The sequence below is a fragment of the Myxococcus sp. AS-1-15 genome, from assembly GCF_020037055.1.
GTDB classification, from domain to species: Bacteria; Myxococcota; Myxococcia; order Myxococcales; family Myxococcaceae; genus Myxococcus; species Myxococcus fulvus.
Genome location: NZ_JAIQDF010000004.1, coordinates 90,555 through 109,890 on the forward strand (window position 1 = coordinate 90,555; position 19,336 = coordinate 109,890).

Annotated in this window: 8 protein-coding genes; 6 read left to right on the forward strand and 2 right to left on the reverse strand. The window is 71.8% G+C overall.

Features of this window, described 5'->3' with window-relative positions:
- Nucleotides 1-3: 3 nt before the first annotated feature.
- The 4 genes from K8625_RS13505 to K8625_RS13520 all read left to right on the forward strand — a co-directional run bounded on the left by K8625_RS13505 (nucleotide 4) and on the right by K8625_RS13520 (nucleotide 6,066).
- Nucleotides 4-312 carry a hypothetical protein gene (locus K8625_RS13505; RefSeq protein ID WP_223746848.1) on the forward strand — a complete coding sequence of 103 codons (309 nt, stop codon included), beginning with the start codon at nucleotides 4-6 and terminating at the stop codon, nucleotides 310-312.
- A gap of 4 nt (nucleotides 313-316) precedes the next feature.
- A complete protein-coding gene (locus K8625_RS13510; RefSeq protein WP_223782952.1) occupies nucleotides 317-4,192 on the forward strand; it encodes a type VI secretion IcmF C-terminal domain-containing protein in 3,876 nt (1,291 codons plus the stop codon).
- A complete protein-coding gene (locus tag K8625_RS13515; RefSeq protein ID WP_046712999.1) occupies nucleotides 4,189-4,710 on the forward strand; it encodes a hypothetical protein in 522 nt (173 codons plus the stop codon). The genes K8625_RS13510 and K8625_RS13515 overlap by 4 nt, the downstream gene beginning before the upstream one ends.
- Nucleotides 4,711-4,812: 102 nt before the next feature.
- Nucleotides 4,813-6,066, forward strand: a complete 1,254-nt coding sequence (locus K8625_RS13520; protein ID WP_223782953.1) for a hypothetical protein — start codon at nucleotides 4,813-4,815, stop codon at nucleotides 6,064-6,066.
- 46 nt (nucleotides 6,067-6,112) lie between these two features.
- Here the strand turns inward: K8625_RS13520 and K8625_RS13525 are convergent, their stop codons facing one another.
- Both K8625_RS13525 and K8625_RS13530 read right to left on the reverse strand, forming a co-directional pair.
- Complete coding sequence (locus tag K8625_RS13525) at nucleotides 6,113-7,756, reverse strand: hypothetical protein (RefSeq protein ID WP_223782954.1); 1,644 nt, start codon at nucleotides 7,754-7,756, stop codon at nucleotides 6,113-6,115.
- A 46-nt stretch (nucleotides 7,757-7,802) separates the two neighbouring features.
- On the reverse strand, nucleotides 7,803-9,737 hold the full coding sequence (locus tag K8625_RS13530) for a hypothetical protein (protein ID WP_223782955.1): 1,935 nt from the start codon (nucleotides 9,735-9,737) through the stop codon (nucleotides 7,803-7,805).
- Between the two features lie 256 nt (nucleotides 9,738-9,993).
- Between K8625_RS13530 and K8625_RS13535 the strand changes: the two genes are divergently transcribed.
- Both K8625_RS13535 and K8625_RS13540 read left to right on the forward strand, forming a co-directional pair.
- Nucleotides 9,994-11,412, forward strand: coding sequence for an OmpA family protein (locus tag K8625_RS13535; protein WP_223782956.1), 1,419 nt, complete (start codon nucleotides 9,994-9,996; stop codon nucleotides 11,410-11,412).
- A complete protein-coding gene (locus tag K8625_RS13540; protein ID WP_223782957.1) occupies nucleotides 11,409-19,328 on the forward strand; it encodes an Ig-like domain-containing protein in 7,920 nt (2,639 codons plus the stop codon). Before K8625_RS13535 ends, K8625_RS13540 begins: the two co-directional genes overlap by 4 nt.
- Nucleotides 19,329-19,336: the final 8 nt, after the last annotated feature.

A 19,336-nucleotide genomic window follows, 5' to 3' on the forward strand; every position in this document is an offset into this window, starting at 1 on the left:
CGCGTGACGACTCCCCCCGGCGTCCGGAAGGACGCGAGTGCGTCCCGTCAGAACGTGGCCGAGCTGGTGGAGCGGCTCCAGAAGGCCCTGACCTCGTCGCTGGGGAGCCTGGCCGAGGGGACGGTGCCCCTCGTGGACGTGCTCCGCGAGGGGGCGAAGGCCCTGGAACCCGGCCCCGGAGGCAAGCGGTTGTCACCCAAGGAGCGGGAGGCATGGGGTGTGCAACTGGAGGCCACACTGGAGCGACTGGAGGACGTGATGGAAGGCCTCCAGCTCGCGGTCCGCGCGCAAGCGGGCGGGAAGAGGGACTAGAGCCATGGCGGGCGAGAAGAACCCCGTTGCCGCGGCCGCGAGCGCGGCGACGACGACAGCGGACGCGGCGCGACCCTATCTGACGTGGATATTGATAGGGCTCGGGGTGCTGCTCGCCTTGGCGCTCGTCGTCGGGCTGGTGTGGTGGTGGAGGAAGCGCCGGCGGGTGGCGCCGAAGGTGGAGACGCGCAAGCGGCTGGACACCGGCGCGCTGGTGCGCATCCGCAAGCAGTTCCTGAACGCGCTGCCGCTGCGCTACCGCGTGGCGGTGCTGGACTTCCCCACGGTGGTGGTGCTCGGGCCGGCGGGCGCGGGCAAGACGACGCTCATCGACCTGGAGGTGGACTGGCGGCGGCAGGAGCGGCAGTTCATGCCCAGCCACACCTCGGACCCGCTGCTCCAGATGTTCCTGGGGCCGGACAAGGTGGTCCACGAGGTGTCGGCGTCGCTGCTGGAGGACGACTCGCAGGAGGCGCGCCGCGCGCTCAGCCGGCTGTGGAAGTCGAGCTTCCGTCGGCAGAAGGGGCGCGTCGTGGTGGCGCTGGACGCGCGGTGGCTGGCGGAGACGCCGCCGGACGAGGTGCGCCGGGTCATCCAGCTGGTGCGCGGGAAGATCAACCTGCTGTCCGAGGCGAGCCGGGGCTCGGTGGAGACGCGCCTGTGCCTGACGCACATGGACTCGCTGGTGGGCTTCTCGGACTTCGCCCAGCTCTTGCGCAGCCATGGCATCCCCCTGCACTGGGACGTGCCGCCGTCGGGTGAGGAGGGCCGGCTGGCCGCGGGGCTGCAGCCCCTGGAGCAGTACTTCGCGCTGGGCCTGGTCTCGTTGTCGGTGGACGCCTTCGGGCGGCTGGAGGAGTTCTACGCGCGCGGCGGCGAGTCCTTCGCGGCGCTCGCCAGGTTCGTGACGGGGCTGGTGGAGGGCGGCACGCTGTCCTACCGCCCGGAGCTGACGCGGGTGTACGTGTCGTCGCCGGCGGCGGACGCGCGCTCCGCGGGGGTGTTCGCCATCGCCGCGGAGAAGCGCAACGTGGAGCTGCGCGCGCGCTACCGCGGCAAGCACCTGCGCAGGTGCGCGGCGCTGCTCGCGCTGGGCGTGCTCCCGGTGGTGGCGGCGTACGGGAACTTCTACAACCGCCTGGCCGAGGCCCAGCGGCACATGGAGGACTTCGAGTCCACGGTGCAGCGGCTGGGGCAGCAGCACCTGACGGCGTCCGGCGAGGTGGTGGTGGACAAGGGCCAGGGCGCGATGCAGGCCATGGACGCCCTGCTCTCCGCGGCGCGCTACTTCCCGCTCCTGAGCAACAGCTTCCAGGACGAGCAGGAGGTGCTGCGCGCGCAGCTGTCCAACACGGTGCGCCTGTCCTATCTCAAGCCGCTGCTCGAGTCCTGCCAGGAGCAGTGCCAGCGCTGTGGCCCGCTCATCCCGGGCTGCGCCTCGACGGAGCTGGTGGGCAGCCGCTCGCTGTGGGCGGCGTCGCACGCGGAGGAGCGCTGCGAGCGCGAGACGCTCTGCCGTCCCGAGCAGATGCTGCACCTGATGGCGGTGGCGCGCGCCTCGCGCACCGACGACATGGGGCGCTTCATCCTGTCGTACCTGGATGGCCAGTACCGCAAGCGCTGGAACTGGGCGGCGGACGCGCTGAGCCTGCTGGGGACCCGCGCCACGGAGAAGGGCGGCGACTGGATGGAGGCCACGGGGCTGCGCGAGGAGGTGGTGGGCGACTACATCATCTCCAGCGACCAGGCGTGGCGCACGGGCCTGCAGACGCAAGGCCAGGTGCCGTGGATGCGCTGGCCCTACGAGTGGCTGTCCGAGGAGAGCTACCTGGGCCCGTGGAGAGACCATCTCATCAAGCTGCAGCTGGTGCTGAGCGCGCGGGAGATGGACCTGGAGCGGTGGCGCTCGCTGGCGAGCGAGCGGCAGCGGCTGAAGCTGACCTTGGCGCAGAGCATGGCGTACACGTCCGCGCACAAGGTGCTGGCGCTGCTGGACGCGTCCGGCGCGCCGGAGAGCCAGGCGACCCTCAAGGGCGTGGACAACACGCTCGTCGCGCTCGACTGGCTGCGCGAGCACGAGCCGATGCTGTCCGCGGTGCTGCGCATGGAGGATGAAATCGACGCGGGCCTGAAGGCCGCGGCGGAGATGTCCACCGCGGAGCTGCTCACGCGCACCGGTGGCCTCTTCGTGCCCGCCAACGGCGACGCGCGCCTGGAGGTCCGGGTGATGCAGCAGTCCTTCGAGTTCCGTCCGAAGGAGCTGTCGCGCTCCCTGCTGGACAAGCTGCTGCGGCAGATTGAGCAGGGCCAGCGGCCCTTCAGCCGGACCTCGATGGGGCTGCCGCCGGGCGCGGTGGCGTCCGCGGCCGAGGCCGGGCTGGGACTGTCGATGGAGGACGCGCTGGATGTGGGCGCGGTGGACGCCCTGCCCTCGCGCCGCGGCGTGGAGTGGCTGACGTTCGAGACGGACATCAAGCCGCTGGTGGACGAGTTCACCCTGCGCATGGCGGACTCGAAGCTGTCGCGCGCGGAGGCCGCGCAGCGCCAGGGCTACGTGCTCAAGAAGGTGGCCAACTTCGGGCAGCGCTACCGGCAGGACCTGCTGGTGAAGTACCGCGACTACCGCTTCACGGCGCTGACGACGACGCTGGCCTCGGAGCTGTCCTCGGTGACGCAGCCGACCTCCGAGCTGGTGGCGATGCTGCGCGAGGTGGCCACGGGGGCGGGAATCGGCCCCATGGAGGGGCCCTACTACGAGCCGCTGCGCCAGGAGCTGTCGCTGTTCCGGCCCATCGTGCAGCTCATGACGCCGGACAAGGACGGACAGACGGCGCAGCTGGCGGCGTACCTGCTGCTGGTGTCGCAGCTGCACACGGAGGTGTCGGGGTTCAGCGCGCCGCCGGCGGCCGGGGCCGCGCGCGCCATCGTCCCCGCGTCCCTGCGCTCGAGCGCGGAGGAGACGCCCGCATCGAACGAGGACGGCGGACGCCAGCTGACAGACCTGCTCTCCCCGCTGGGCCGCGTGGGCCTGTCCATGCTGCTCGACGAGGAGGGCTCGTACCTGCGCCGCGTGGACGAGTGGCTGGACAAGCAGGGCATCCTCGGCGAGCTGCGCCGGCCGTTCCGCGAGCCCTTCCTGATGACGCGGGAGCTGGGCCGGGCCGAGTTGGAGCGCGTGCTGGAGGAGCAGTGGGAGTGGCGCTTCCGCACGCTGCTGACGCCGCTCTTGCGTCGCTACCCGTTCGCGGTGGAGGCGAGCCAGGAGCTGGACCCGACGGAGCTGGAGGTGCTCAAGCGCAAGGACGGCGCCTTCTGGCAGTTCGTGGCGCAGGTGCTCTCGCCGGTGGTGGAGGAGCGCGGCACGGAGTGGATGCTGCGCCGGCCGCTGCGTCAGCAGCTCGCCGTCCCGCCGCGCATGCTGGTGATGCTCGGCCGGCTGTCGAAGCTGGCGAAGCTCTTGTGGACCGAGGAGGGCAAGCCGCAGCCGCTGCAGTTGCAGGTGCGCCCGCTGCCGCTGCCGCCGTCGGGTGAGAACGGCTTCGTCACCATGTCCTTCCTGAAGTGCGGCGAGGCGGCGGCGTTCGGCTTCAACCAGACGCCCGCGTGGCAGGACTTCGCGCTGGCGTGGTGGGAGCCGCGCTCGGCCTCCGTCGGCGTCGAGCTGCGCGTGCCGGGCCGCGAGGCCAAGCGCTACCGCTCCACGGAGCTGTCGCGCTCGTCGTGGAACTGCTTCCGCATCCTGGATGCCGCCACGTTCGACGCCGAGCAGAACGCCATCTGGCCGCTGCCGGGCCCGGATGGCTCACAACACTCGGAGATTCGATTGCGCTTCGGCATGCGTGGCGGCCCCTGGACGCTGTTCCAGGAGGTGACGCGATGAGGTTCCCCTGGCTGTTGATGCTGGCGCTGGCCCTGGGGACGGTGGCGTGCGCGCCCACGCACCTGTCCATCCACGTGAACTCGCCCCAGGGGACGAACCAGGGGCGGCCGCTGCACATGGTGGTGCGCGCGGTGGACTCGCAGCGGTACATGACGGAGTTCTACGCCGACGTGGCCGAGCGCGTGGTGCACCCCGATGACTCGGTGGTGCAGACGCTCGTCATCTACCCGGGCGAGAAGACCCAGACGCGGGTGAAGATTCCGGAGGAGTCTCCGCTGGCCATCTCCTTCCTGTTCACCACGCCGGACGGCGCGTGGCAGGTGTTGCTCGACTCGCCCATCCCGGGGCGCGTGGACATCGAGCTGGAGGAGAGCCGCATCCGCACGGATGCGCCGTCGAAGCGCAAGAAGCCCAAGGGTGAGCCCAAGAAGGAGGAGCCACCCAAGTTCGAGCCGCCGAAGGTCGAGCCCCCCAAGGTCGAGGGTCCGAAGGTCGAGGCCCCCTCCGCCGGGAAGTAGCCGGGCCGCGCCCACGAACCACCCGCTTCCCTCCGGCGAGAGCCATGGCTCTCGCTGCCGGGAGACGTGTGTCGCACGCAGTCCCCTCCAGGAGCGGAGTCCATGCCCTACACTGACGTGCAGTTCATCGGCTACCACCACCAGCTTGGCTATGACGCGAAGAACGGAGGCGGCCCCCACCGCATCTGGGGAGGGGCGTATCACCTGCTCCCCGGAGGGGGCCCCGTCTTCACCCTCTGGCAGGGCAAGGGGACGCAGTCCTACAAGGGACACCCCAACGACCGCACGGACCTGACGCACCGCTGCTCCTTCGTCAAGTCGGCCATCATGAGGGCCTCCAACAGCCCGCATCTCGACGACAGGGACTCCACGCTCAAGGTGTTCTTGATGCCGGAGTTCTTCTTCCGGGGCGCGAAGGGCGGCTACCAGTTCGACCTCATCAGCCAGGTGCTCTCGGACTTCCGTCGGTGGACCTTCAACGCGCGCAATGATCGCTTCCGCGGCTGGGTGTTCGTGCTGGGGACCATCATCGGGTACCTGGACGAGTACGACGCCGTCGTCACGAATCGGAAGACCGGCGTGGAGGTCTTCAACATCGCCCTCATCCAGCAAGGCGGATACCTGAACTCCGACGGCAAGCATGATCGGCTCGTCTACAAGGAGCAGGTCTCCGGCATCGACTACATCAACGACAGCTGGATGCAGGTTGACGGACCGGGGAACGTGCTGGGCCGCGGCGACAACCGGGGCCGTATCCTCCTGGGCAACAAGAACAGGTACCGCCCCACGATTCCGACGCGGGGCTCGCATGATCCCATGTCCCAGGTGGCCACCCGGAGCGTGAACCGCAGTGAGTGGTCCACCAACCCGTTGCAGGGCGGATGCAACTTCCGTCTGGGCGCCCGTGGAGAGGCCATCAACGAGGTGAGCTTCGGCGTGGAGGTGTGCCTGGACCACCTGTCGGCCCGGATGAAGAACACGGACGAGGCCGAGACCATCGGAGAGCTCGAGCCGATGATCCAGCTCATCCCCTCCGCGGGCATGGACATCAAGGACAACGCCGTCGCCGTGACGGACACGGGCTATGTCTTCAACGTCGACGGGCTGAGGACTCCCGGGAGCACGCCCCCCGCCATCGAGCTGAAGCGATGGGACGCGGGCACGAGCACCACGGCGGCGCTGGAGGGCCTGGGGAGCTTCGCTGTCCACAGCGTCCCCAACCCCGTGGTGGGTGGAGTGCCGCTCAACCCCCTCACCTACTTCGCGTCGGCGGGCAATCTGAAGATCTACCGCGCCCGCCCCATGCCGCCCCAGGTCACCGTCGAGAGCCCGCTCGCCGCCCTGTTCGGCCCCTGAGGTCCGCCCGAGCCCCCGGTGTGCCGCGCCAGCGGGGCTCGGGGGCTCAGGCCTTCGACGGGCGCTTGAGGCCCGGCGCGGTGGCCGTCCTCGCGCCGAGCTCCGCCTCCGCGCGGCCCTCGGCCTCGGACTTCAGCGCGGCCTCGGACGTAGGAGCCCGGGCCTGGGCCTCCGCTTCGGCCTTCGCCTGGGTGGACTCGACCTGGGCCTTGGCCTCCGCCTCCGCCTGGGCGGACTCCGCCTGCGCCTTCGCGGACTCCGCCTGCGCCTTCGCGGACTCCGCCTGCGCCTTCGCGGACTCGACCTGGGCCCGCGCGGCCGCCTCGCCCGCGGCCAGCTTCTGCTCCACCGAGGACGCCGTCGGAATCGGCCGCGCCTCCAGCGCATCCAGCTCCGCGTTCACGCTGCTCGTCGTCGCGTCGACCTGGGACTTCAACGTCGCGCGCGTCGAGATGACCTGGTCCTCGGCCGAGGCTCGCGCGGTCTCCACCTGCGCCTGCGCGGCCTGCGCGCCCGCGTCCACCTGCTCCTGCAGCGTGGGCAGTTGGGACTTCACCTGCGTCTTCACCGCGTCCACGCGCGCGGCCATCTGGTCCTGCACCGTCGTCACCTGGGCGATGGCCTGGTCCTTCGCCGTGCCCACCTGGGTGACGGCGGCCGCGACGGCCTGGTCCATCTGCGCGCTGACGGGCTCGACCTGCTGGAGGACGGTCTGCTTGACCGTGTCCACCTGCTGGACCAGCTGCTTCTGCACCGTCTCCACCTGCGCGAGCGCCTGCGTGCGCACCTGGTCCACCTGGGTGAGCACCTGGTCCTGGAGCGTGCCCATCTGCGTCGTCATCTGCGTGGAGAACGTGCCCAGCTGCGTGGTGATCTGCGTCACCACCTGCTGGATGGCCTGCACCGCGGGCGTCACCAGGGGCTTGGGCAGGTTCGCCGCGGGAATGGCATCCAGGAGCGTGTTCACCTTGGTGAGCAGCGCCTCCAGCGAACCAACGAGCGTCTGGTACAGCGTCTGGAGTTGCTCCAGCACCGCGGGCAGCGGCGTGAAGAGGGCCAGCACCTGCTCCTTGAGCGCGGCGAGCTTCTCCACGACGGCGTCCAGCGTCGCCATCGCCGTGTCCACCGCCATCTTCAGCGGCTCGCGGATGGCGGCGACCGAGGCCAGCGCGCCCGCGACCAGCGTCTCCAGCGCCTCGTTGGCCTGCTTGATGAGCGAGTCCACCTGCGCCTGCGCGGGGACGATGGCCTTCTCCACCGCCTCCACCTGCCCCGTCAGCGACTGCACCTGCGTGGACAACGTCGCCTCGAGCGCTCCCAGTGACGTCGCCGCGCCGTCCTTCGCGGACGTCAGCGAGCCCCCCGCCCCACCCTCCAGGCTCGCGAGGCTCGACGCCATCGACTGGGACGTGCCATCCACCCGGGAGCGCAGCGGCGCCAGTTGCTCGCGCATCCGCTCCGCCTCCGGCTGCTTCGTCGCCGCGAGCTTCGCGTCGAGCGCGTCGATGCGCGCGAGCAGCCCCGTCAGCGGAGGCTCCAGCTCCGGACGAATCGAGGCGATGAGCGCGGTGACGCCCTCCGCCATGGACTCGATGGCCGAGCGTGCGTCACCGATGCGGGCCACGCCCCCCGAGCCCGTCGTCTCCAGGTCTCCCCGCAGCTCCGCCAGCGTGCCCAGCAGTGCCTTCACGACTCGACCTCCATTCCCGGAGAATCACCCCATCGCGCGAGTGTCGTCACTTGAGCTGCTCCAGCGCCGCGCGGGCCTCGGAGGCCGCGCGGGTGAGCGAGGACGTGCGACCCTCCAGCCCGGAGAGCGCGCCCTTGAGCTCGGCCTTCGCCTCGGAGACCTTCGCGGAGACCTCGGCCTGCGCGGACTCGAGCGCCGCCTGCGTCTCGGACGACGCCCCGTCCAGCTTCGCCTGCGAGCTGCCCGAGGCCACCCGGTACGCGGCGGTTGTCTCCCCCATCGCGCCGCCGACCCCCGCCGAGAGGTCCGCGCGCGCGGTCTCCACCTGCGGCGAGACATCGAACGTGGGCGTGACGGACGCGGCGCCGGGCAGCTCCTTCGTCCGGAACATCATCGTGCCCTCGGCCATGCGCACCGTCTCGGTGTCCGGCCCCGAGGTGCGCTCCAGGTGCCACACGGGCTTCATGTCCTGGAAGTCGTGGACGATGGACGTCTGGCTGGTGTCGTTCTTCCCCAGGAGGATGCCGTCCCCCTGTCCGTCCTGCGGCAGTCGCGCCGCGTCCGCCCAGTCCAGGTGACGGTGGAGCTCCGCCCGGTCGAAGTGCAGCGCCACCAGCACGCGCGCGTTCTTGTACGGCGGGAAGTAGAAGTGGCCCGGGAAGAAGCCCGGCTCCGCCGGCACGCTCACGTCCTTGTTCCACAGCGGCACCGTCACGCGCCACGTGAGCACCGACGTCTTCTTGTCCTCGGACAGCAGGTAGATGCGGTCCTTCTCCCCGCCTCCGGGGCTGAGCACCTTGCCCTCGACGTGGATGGGATAGCGAGGCGCGTGGTGCGCGGGCAGCGACACCGTCGTGTCCGAAGCGCGCTCCGCCAACAGCGACATCTCCACCTCGAACCCCGTGTCCTTCAGCTGCAGCCCCGCGTGTGGCCCCTCATCGAGCGTCCGCGCCGACAAGGAGAGCTCCACCACGCGGAGGTCCTCGCCGCTCCCCACCACCGAGGCGCCCCACAGCGGCCCCTCCAACCGCAGCCCGGCCCACGGGCTCACCGGCACGGTGGGAAAGTGGCCGAACGTCATCCGGTACCTGCGCTGCGGGACGCGCAGCCGGTTGACCTCGAGCGCCTGGCGCTGCTCCACCACGGACACGATGGGCGTGCGCACCAGGTGGTCCTGATGGATGCCCGCGACGCCCGCGCCCCTGCTCGCGGGGACCTCCAGCGTGGAGGCCTTGAGCGTGGAGGCGTTGAGCACCCGCGCCGCGTTGCGAGGGATGGCGGGGAGGACCACGTCCAGCCGCGCCACCTTCGTGCGCGACAGCGGCTTCGCGCCGCTCACCGGAGGCTTGCGTCCCCACAGCCCGTACTGGTCCTTCACGCAGTCATAGGCCCACACACCACCCCGCGTGTCCGCGAGCCACGCGACGAAGTCGTACAGGCCCACGCCCGGCGCGTCCTCGCCCAGCGCCAGGCACACCAGGGGCCGCTTCTCGTCGAGCACGTCCCAGTCGAAGTCGAAGGTGAACGCCCCCGCGGTGTGCTCCGTCAACAGCGTCTTCAGCGCGAAGTCCGTGCGCAGCTCCGTGGGGCGGTGCTGGCGCCAGAGCACGCGCGCGGCGTCCTCGAACACCACGGTGTAGCGCCGGAAGCGCACCGGCGCGCCGCCCACCGGGCCATGGGTCCGGGCCTCCAGCGAGCGCTCCCGGGCCAGGCCATGGAGGATGAGCGGCTTGGGTGGGGGCTGGGGGACGGGGTAGCCGCCGGAAATGGACAGCTTCACGTCCAGGAGGTCCGGGGTGGCGAAGGCCGTGAAGAGCGGCCCGTCGTCCTTCTCCAGACCGGTCCAGAAGCTCACCTCCGCGGTGAACCCATGGGGCTGGAGGTCCACGGAGAAGGCCTCCACCTGCCCCCCCGGGATGACGAAGGACTGCCCGCCCAGGGTCAGGGTGAGGGACAGCGCGAGTCGTTCCTGGAAGGCCATGCGCCGGCCTGCGCTTGCCCTTTCCGTGCCAGCGCTTCCCCTGGGGAGGACCCCGCCTGCCCGCCGCTCCTGCGGTCCTCCCGGACGCAGCCGCGTTCCGCCGGTACGCAGCCCGGACCCTCCCCCGGGGTGCTCGCGACACGCCCCCTCCCGCGCGCCTCCTTGGTACGTGCCTTGCTCTCAGGCCGAGCCGGCGCGTGTCCGCGGGCTGTCTCCCGCATGAGCACCAATGTCGGTCATGCGCCATGGGACGCGGATGAGTGGGTGGTGCCTCACGTGGCAACGGATGGGGACGCTGGCGCTGCTGCTGCTGGCGCCCGGCGCGTTCGCCCAGGAGCCGGCGGCGCTGCCCGCCTTCTTGATGGAGCGGCTGGAGATCAACCCAGGTCCCGGCCCCCTCGCGACGGGCGGTGGCACCGTGCTGCGCGCGGCCGAGCTCCGGGTGCTCATCCTGGGGCACTACCAGCACGAGCCCATGACCCTCAACGCGAAGGGCGAGACGATGCCCATCCTGACGAGCCGCACGACGGGCGTGCTCGCGGTGGCGCTCGGCTTGAGCTCGCGGCTGCAGATCGACGCGCGAATCCCGGTGCTGACCCAGCGTGAGGGAGACGACCTGGCCTCGCAGGGGCTGCTGGGGCCCACGCGGCACGGCGTGGGCTCTCCGCGCGTGGGCGCGCGGGTGGGCCTGTTGCGCACGGAGGAGGACGACGCGGTGGACCTCGCCTCGGAGGTGAGCGTCTATCTGCCGTTCGGGACGCAGGGCGCGTTCGCGCGGGGCGCCGACACGAGCATCCTGGCGCGCGTCATGGTGGGCGGCATGCTGGGCTCCATCCTGGCGCCGTCGTTCGAGCTGGGCGTGCTGGTGCGGCGCGGAGTCACCATCGAGGTCCCCACGCTGGAGGCGCGCGAGCTGGGCAGCGAGCTGCGCCTGGGCGCGGGCCTGATGACCACGGGGGCGCCGCTGCGCGCGGAGGTGGCGATCAACGCGGCGCTCTCCTGGAAGCAGGCGCGGGGCGCGGTGGAGGTGCTGGGCGGCGCGCGCTATGCGCCGCGCGAGGGCGTGGAGCTGTTCGCGCTGGGGGGCCTGGGCTTCGGCTCGGAGCCGGGCATCCCGCTGTTCCGCCTGGTCGCCGGCGTGGCGTTCAACTCGCTGCTGGGCGAGGACACGCGGCCCGACAGTGACACGAGCATCGTGCACGAGTCCGTGCCGCTGCCCACGCCCGCGCCGAACCGGCGCGTGTCGGACATGCAGGGCTCGATGATTCCCAACCCCGGCGAGGCCTCGCCCGTCGCGAACGTGTCCCGGGACAAGTTCGTGCTCGACGGCCGCGTGTACTTCCGCGTCGGGAGCGCGGAGCTGCCCGAGTCCTCGCCGGACCTGGAGCGCGCCGTGGAGCTGATGCTGACCAACCCGTCGGTGAAGCTGATGACGGTGGATGGACACACGGACGACTCGGCCACGGAGACCTTCAACCCACGGCTGGGTCGCGCCCGCGCGGAGGCCGTGTGGCGCTACCTGGTGGAGCGTGGTGTCTCTCCCCAGAAGCTGCGATTGCGCAGCTACGGCCCGGAGCATCCCGCACAGAGCAACGGAACCGTCGAGGGGCGCGAGAAGAACCGCCGGGTCGAGCTCCTCCTCATGCTGCCGACGAACCTGGAAGCCACGCCATGAAATCACTGAGATGGTTGCACCTTCTGACCTGCGTCGTGGCGTTGGGCGCGCACTCCGCGTTCGCCGAAGCGGATGTCTTCGGCCTGGGCGAGGCGCGGGACGAGTCGCTCACGGTCCCCGCCAACTCGAGTCAGGTCGTCAATCACTACGCGGCGGTGACGGGCCCGGTGCGCAAGGGCGACCGCCAGCTGCGCGTGGAGACGCTCGAGGGCTTCGCCGCGGGCGACCTGGTGATGGTGTTGCAGAGCGCGGACGCGGGTCCCGTGGCCGCCCTGTCGCTCTCCACCTTCACGTACGGTCCGCGCGAGGAGAGCCCGCTGGGCCAGTGGGAGCTGGCGCGGGTGTCGCGCGCGAAGGACGGCGTGCTGCTGCTCGCGCGTCCGGTGCTCAATGACTTCGCCTTCCCGGGCACGCAGGTCATCCGCGTGCCGGAGTTCCAGGCCGTCACCATCCACCCCACGGGCGAAGTGAGGGCGCGCGCCTGGAATGGTTCGTCCGGCGGCGTGGTGGCCTTCCTCGTCGCGGACACGCTGCACAACAACGGCGTCATCACCGCGAGCGGCGCGGGCCCGCAGAGCGGCTCGACGAGCGGCGGCGGCGTGGTCTTCTTCCGCGCGCGCAAGCTCACGGGCGCGGGGCGCATCGAGGCCGACGCGCGGGCCTGGCCGTGGGAGCTGGAGGGGCTCACCCAGGGCGGCGCGGGCGGCAGCATCTCCGCGCGGCTGGTGGAGAGCGCGGACTGTGAGGCGCTGCTGGCGAGGAGCGCGGGCAGCGTGCTGCTGCAGGCCGCGAACCTCCGGGGCTGCCCGGTGTTCGTGGCGTCGGAGGTCTCGGGCGCCAAGGCCTCGGCGGCGCGCGCCGGGGAGGAAGGTGGCGCGACGCTTCTGGAGCACGGGCTCGTCATCCCCGCGCGTCCGGTCATCACCGCGCCGGGAGACGGCGCCAACGTGAAGGCCCAGTCCCCGCGCGTCACGGGCATCGCGGACCCGGGCGCCACCGTGCACGTGAAGCTGGGCAACACCGACCAGCCCACCACGCCCGAGCGCGAGCTGCCCGCCTCGGTGGTCAGCGAGTCCGGCGCGTTCTCCATCGAGGTGCCCGGCCGCCTGGAGGATGGCCTGTACGCCGTCACGGCGCACACGGAGCTGGAGGGGCTCGCGAGCCCCACGAGCGACCCGGTCTACTTCTCCGTGGAGGCGCTGCTCGCCCCCGCGGCGCCCGTCATCGAGGTGCCCCTGGCGAACGCGAAGGTGGGCGTGGCCGGCACGGGCTTCTCCGGCACCGCGGAGACGGACAGCACGGTGACCGTCACGATCGGCACGCTCGAGTGGCAGGCCCTCACGGGCGCGGATGGCCGGTGGTCGGTGCCGACGACGACGGACCTCGATGACGGAACGCACACCGCCTCCGTCACCGCCACGAACGAGGACAACGAGACGGGGCCGGCCGCGACCGTCACCTTCACCGTCGACACGACGCCGCCGGGCGTGCCCGTCATCTCCACCCCGGCCGCGAACGCCCAGGTGGGCACCGCCGGCACGGGCTTCTCCGGCACCGCCGAGGCGGGCAGCACGGTGAAGGTCACGGTCAATGGCATCACGTGGACCACCACGACGGCCGTGGGTGGGGCCTGGTCCATCGCCGCCCAGACGACCATCGCGGAGGGCAGCCGCACCGCCTCCGTCACCGCCACCGACGCCACCGGCAACACCAGCACCGCGGCGTCCGTCACCTTCACCGTCGACCGGACGCCGCCAGGCGCGCCCGTCATCTCCACGCCGCTCGCGAACACCCAGGTGGGCACCGCGGGCACGGGCTTCTCCGGCACCGCCGAGCCGAACAGCACCGTGACGGTCACGGTCAATGGCACCTCGTGGACCGCCACGACGACCGCGGGCGGCACCTGGTCCGTTCCGACGAAGACGACCATCGCGGAGGGCAGCCGCACCGCCTCCGTCACCGCCAGGGACGCGGCGGGCAACACCAGCACCGCGGCGTCCGTCAGCTTCACCGTCGACACCACGGCTCCGGACAGGCCCGTCGTCACGACGCCCGCCGCGGGCTCCACCGTGGGCACGGCCGGCACGGGCTTCTCCGGCACCGCCGAGGCGGGCAGCACCGTGACGGTCACCGTCAGCGGAGAGTCGTGGACGGCCACCACCACGGCCGGTGGCGCCTGGTCCATCCCCACGCAGACGACCCTTCCGGCGGGCAGCCAGACCGCCTCCGTCACCGCCACCGACGCCGCGGGCAACGACAGCACCGCGAGGACGGTCACCTTCACCGTCGACAAGACGCCCCCCGCCGCGCCGGTCATCAGCGCGCCCGCCGAGGACGCCGTGGTCGGTCCGACGGGGCTGACCTTCTCGGGAACGGCCACCGCCACCCATCAGGTGCGGGTGAGCCTGGATGGAAACGCGGTCGACACCGTCACCGTGCCCGCCAACGGGCGCTGGAGCGTGCCGGCCAACAGCACGCCCGCCAACGGAAGCCACGTCGTCACCGCCACCGCCACCAACAACATCGGCAACACCAGCGCCACCACCACGCGCAACTTCACCGTCGATGCGACGCCTCCGGCGGCGCCCGTCGTCACCACGCCCACCGCGGGTCAGGTGGTGGGCACGGCCGGCACGGGCTTCTCCGGCACCGCCGAGGCAGGCAGCACGGTGACCGTCACGGTCAACGGCACCTCGTGGACGGCCACGGCCGCGGCCAACGGCGCCTGGTCCGTTCCGACGAAGACGACCATCGCGGAGGGCAGCCGCACCGCCTCCGTCACGGCCACGGACACGTTCGGCAACGTCAGCGTGGCGACGACGGTCGCCTTCACCGTCGACCTCACGGCGCCGGCGAGGCCCGTCGTCACGACGCCCGTGGAGGGCTCCACCGTGGGCATGGCCGGCACGGGCTTCTCCGGCACCGCCGAGGCGGGCAGCACGGTGACGGTCACGGTGGGCGCCCAGACGTGGACGGCCACGGCCGCCGTGGGGGGCGCCTGGTCCGTCCCCGTCCAGACGGACATCCCCGCGGGGTCCCGCGTCGCGTCCGTCACCGCCACCGACGCCGCGGGCAACGTCAGCGCCGCGAGGACGGTCAACTTCACCGTCAACAAGACGCCCGCCAGCGCGCCCACCATCACCACGCCCACCACCGCGACGCCCGTGGGTCCGGTGGGGCTGACCATCTCGGGGACGGCCACCGCCACCAACCGCGTGACGGTGAACCTGGACGGCAACCTGGTCGACACCGTCACCGCCGCGGCCAACGGGCTGTGGAGCGTGACGGTCAGCAGCACCCTCAGCGAGGGCCAGCACACCGTCACCGCCCTCTCCACCGATGGGATTGGCAACACCAGCTCCACCACCTCGCGCACCTTCACCGTCGACGCGACGGCTCCCGCCGTGCCCGTCGTCACGACGCCCGCGCCGGGGACCCGCGTGGGCCGGAGCGGAATCAGCTTCTCCGGCACCGCGGAGGTGGGCAGCCAGGTGCGGGTCACCGTCGGCAGCGCGTCGTGGACGGCCACGGCCGCCGCCAACGGCGCCTGGTCCGTCCCCGCGCAGACGACCATCGCGGATGGCAGCCACACCGCCTCCATCACCGCCACGGACACCGCCGGCAACGTCAGCGAGGCGACGACGGTCAACTTCATCATCGACACCACGCCTCCCGGAGTGCCCGTCGTCACGACGCCCGCGGAGGGCGCCGTGGTGGGCACCGCCGGCACGGGCTTCTCCGGCACCGCGGACGCCAACAGCACCGTGAGCGTCACGGTGGGCGCCCAGACGTGGACGGCCACGACCAGCGCCGGTGGCACCTGGTCCGTCCCGGTGAAGACGAACATCCCCGAGGGCGCGCAGAGCGCCTCCGTCACCGCCTCCGACAGCCTGGGCAACGTCAGCGCCGCGAGGACGGTCACCTTCACCGTCAACAAGACGCCCGCCGTCGCGCCCACCATCACCGCCCCCGCCAACAACGCCGTGGTGGGCCCGGCCGGCACCGCGTTCACGGGAATGGCCACGCTGGGCAATCAGGTGACGGTCCACCTGGATGATGTGCTGCTCGGCACCGTCACCGCGGCGGCCAACGGGCAGTGGACGGTGAGCTTCAGCGGAACCCTCACGGAGGGAACGCACAAGGTCACCGCCGTCGCCACCAACGAGCTGGGCAACAGCAGCTCCACCACCACGTCGAACTTCACCGTCGACCTGACGCCTCCGCCCGCGCCAGTCATCGAGACGCCCGCCACGGGCGCCCGGGTGGGCACGGCCGGCACGGGCTTCTCCGGCACCGCGGTCGCGGGCACCCTCGTGAGGGTCTCCGTCGGCAGCGCCTCGTGGACGACCACCACGGCCGCCAACGGCCGCTGGTCCATCGCCGCGCAGACGAGCCTCCCCGATGGCAGCCGCACCGCCTCCGTCACCGCCACGGACCCCGCGGGCAACACCAGCGCGGCCACGACGGTGACGTTCATCGTCGACACGGTGCCTCCGGCCGCGCCGACCATCGAGACGCCCGCCGCGGGCGCCCGGGTGGGTCCGGCGGGCACGGGCTTCTCCGGCACCGCCGAGCTGGGCACCTTGGTGACGGTCAACGTCGGCGCGCTCGCCTGGACGGCCACGACGGGCGCGGATGGCCGCTGGAGCGTCGCGACGACGACGGCCATCCCGGATGGCGCGCAGACGGCCTCCGTCACCGCCACCGACGAGACCGGCAACGTCAGCGGAGCGACGGAGGTCCTCTTCAACGTCGACACCCAGAGGCCGGCGCTGCCCCTGGTGGAGGTCCCCGCCGAGGGGGCCCACGTGGGCCCCGCGGGGACGGGCTTCTCCGGCACCGCCGAGGCGAACAGCACGGTGAAGGTTGTCGTGGGCGCGCTCGAGTGGACGACCACCGCGGCCGCCAACGGCCGCTGGTCCATCCCGACGAGGACGGACATCCCCGAGGGCGCTCGCACCGCGTCCGTCACCGCCACCGATGCCACCGGCAACGTCAGCGACGCGCGTGAGGTCCACTTCACCATCGACAAGACGGCGCCGAGCGAGCCGGTCATCGTGACGCCCGCCGCGGGCGCCCGGGTGGGCACGGCTGGCACGGGCTTCTCCGGCACCGCCGAGGCCGGCAGCACGGTGAAGGTCGTCGTGGGCGCGCTCAACTGGAGCACCACGACCAGCTCGGATGGCGAATGGACCATCTCGCCGGTGACGACCCTCGCGGATGGAAACCGCACCGCGTCCGTCACCGCCACCGACGCTGCGGGCAACGTCAGCGCCGCCGTGACGCGCTCCTTCACCGTCGACACCACGCCGCCCGCCATCCCCGTCATCGAGACGCCCATCGGAGGCGCCCAGATTGGCGTCGCGGGCACGGGCTTCTCCGGCACGGCCGAGGCCGGCAGCACGGTGAAGGTCGTCGTGGGCGCGCTCAACTGGAGCACCACCGCGGGCCCTGACACCCGGTGGACCGTCTCCGTGCAGACGAACATCCCGGATGGCAGCCGCACCGCGTCCGTCACCGCCACCGACGCCACCGGCAACGTCAGCAGCGCCGCCCAGGTCACGTTCAACGTGGACACGACGAAGCCCGACGTGCCCGTCATCGTGACGCCCGCCAACGCGGCCCGGGTGGGCGTCACCGGCACGGCCTTCAGCGGCACCGCCGAGCCGGCGAGCCGGGTGGACGTCGTCGTGGGCACGCTGTCGTGGACGGCCACGACCGCCGCCGACGGGCAGTGGACGATCCCGACGAAGACCAACATCCCGGACGGCGAGCACACCGCGGTGGTCACCGCCACCGACGCGCTCAACAACAAGAGCGACCCGGCGACGCGCATCTTCTCCGTCGACACCACGCCTCCGGCGAAGCCCATCATCACCACCCCCAGGGCCGACACCGTCGTGGGGACCGCGGGCACGATCATCGAGGGAGAGGCGGAGGCCGGAAGCACGGTGGTCGTCACCATCAACGGTGTCGCGTCCCCCGCCGTCCAGGCCGGCGCCAGCCGCATCTGGACCCTGCCCACGCAGGTCTTCACCACCAGCGGCATCTACAACCTGAGCGTCACCGCCACCGACGCCACGGGGAACAAGAGCGACGCCACCGTCGACACGTTCCGGGTGGACGTCACCCCGCCGAACCCGCCCGTCATCCTGCTGCCGAACTCCGGCATCCTGGTGGGCAGCGCGGGCGTGGACTTCTCGGGGACGGCCGAGGCGGGAAGCACCGTGGAGCTCTTCATCGAGGGCAACCTCCGCGTCAACGCGCGGGTGGTGGCGGGCTCCAATGGGACGTGGATCATGACCAGGGTCACCACCATCCCCGGGGGCGAGCACACGGTGACGGCCAAGTCGACGGATGCCGCGGGCAACATCAGCGCCGCGTCCAATGGCATCGACCTGGAGGTCGACGTCACGCCCCCCAACCGCCCCACCATCACCTATCCCGTGGACGGGACGGCCATCACCTCCGCGCGCCCCACCATCACCGGCACGGGGGACGTGGGAACCACCATCATCCTCGCCATCGACGGTGACGAGCGCGGCAGCACGCTGACCACGACGGTGGGAGAGGGCGGGACCTGGTCCTTCACCTCGCCCTCGCTGTCGCAGGGCCCCCACGACCTCACGGCAAGGGCGCGGGACACGGCGGCGAACCTGAGCGAGCCGTCCCTCCCGGTCCGCTTCACGGTGGACTCCGGCTTCAACCCTCCGCTGGTCGTCGCGTCGCCCAAGGAGGGGGATGTCCTCACCCTGGCCAGGCCGCGCTTCATGGGGACCTCGGAGCCGAACAGCATCATCACCATCACCCTGGACGGCAAGCCGCTGCCGAGCGTCACCGCGGACGCCGCGAACAACTGGAGCTACGAGCCCCTGGAGCCCCTGGCCAACGGCGTCCACGAGTTCTCCGTGGAGGCGCGGGACGCGGCGGGCAACACGGCGCGGATGGCCGTGCGCAGGTTCACCCTGGACCTGGAGGACCCCACGCCCCCCGTGCTGCTGTCGCCGGCGCCGGGCGCGCTGCTGCGCTCCCGCCGGCCCTCGATTCGAGGCACCGCCCAGCCCCAGTGCCGGCTCACCGTCCACCTGAACGACCAACCCCAGACGCCCACCATCACCGTCAACGGCGCGGGTGAGTGGTCGTTCACGCCCACCGCCGACCTGACCGAGGGCGCGTACACCGTCACGGCGGACTGCCTGGATGCGTTCGACCGGCGCGGAGAGAAGGCCGAGGCGCGCACCTTCACGGTGGACGCCACCGCGCCGGGAGCGCCGCTCATCATCACGCCGACGGAGGGCAGCATCCTCGGCCGGAGCTTCGATACCGTCACCGGCACGGCCGAGGCGGGCACGACGCTCACCGCGGAGCTCAACGGCCTGGTGGTGGGCACCGCCATGGCCAATGATAGAGGCGAGTGGACGCTCGTCGTGGACAAGGCCACGGTGCACGGAGACCAGGCCCTGCGCGTGTACTCGGTGGATGCCGCGGGCAACACGGGCACCCGCTCCGACCCGCGCCTGTTCCGGTTGGACTTCATCCCCCCCGTGACGACGTTGACCGGCGGCCCCACGGGCACCAGCACGCTCGCCAACGTCACCTTCATCCTGGACACGTCCGAGGAGGTCGCCAGCTTCCGGTGCTCGGTGGATGGCAAGGACCCGGAGCCCTGCGCGAAGGAGCTCACGCTGCGCAACCTGGCGGAGGGAGACCACACGCTGGACGTCTGGGCGACGGACTTCGCGGGCAACGTGGAGGTGGCGCCCGCCCATCGCGCCTGGCACACCATCCGCCCCAGTCTGGTGGAGGGCGGCGGCGTGGGCTGCGCGTCGACGGGCGGCAGTCCCCTGGAGGTGTTCGGGTGGCTGTTGTGCGTCGCGGCGCCGGGCCTGGTGGCGATGTTCCGCCGCCGGCGCTGAACGGACGC

Excerpts from the sequence above, each read along its gene's own strand:
- K8625_RS13510 (WP_223782952.1), top strand. The coding sequence starts at position 317 with ATGGCGGGCGAGAAGAACCCCGTTGCCGCGGCCGCGAGCGCGGCGACG.
- K8625_RS13515 (WP_046712999.1), top strand. The coding sequence starts at position 4,189 with ATGAGGTTCCCCTGGCTGTTGATGCTGGCGCTGGCCCTGGGGACGGTG.
- K8625_RS13520 (WP_223782953.1), top strand. The coding sequence starts at position 4,813 with ATGCCCTACACTGACGTGCAGTTCATCGGCTACCACCACCAGCTTGGC.
- K8625_RS13530 (WP_223782955.1), bottom strand. The coding sequence starts at position 9,737 with ATGGCCTTCCAGGAACGACTCGCGCTGTCCCTCACCCTGACCCTGGGC.
- K8625_RS13535 (WP_223782956.1), top strand. The coding sequence starts at position 9,994 with ATGAGTGGGTGGTGCCTCACGTGGCAACGGATGGGGACGCTGGCGCTG.
- K8625_RS13540 (WP_223782957.1), top strand. The coding sequence starts at position 11,409 with ATGAAATCACTGAGATGGTTGCACCTTCTGACCTGCGTCGTGGCGTTG.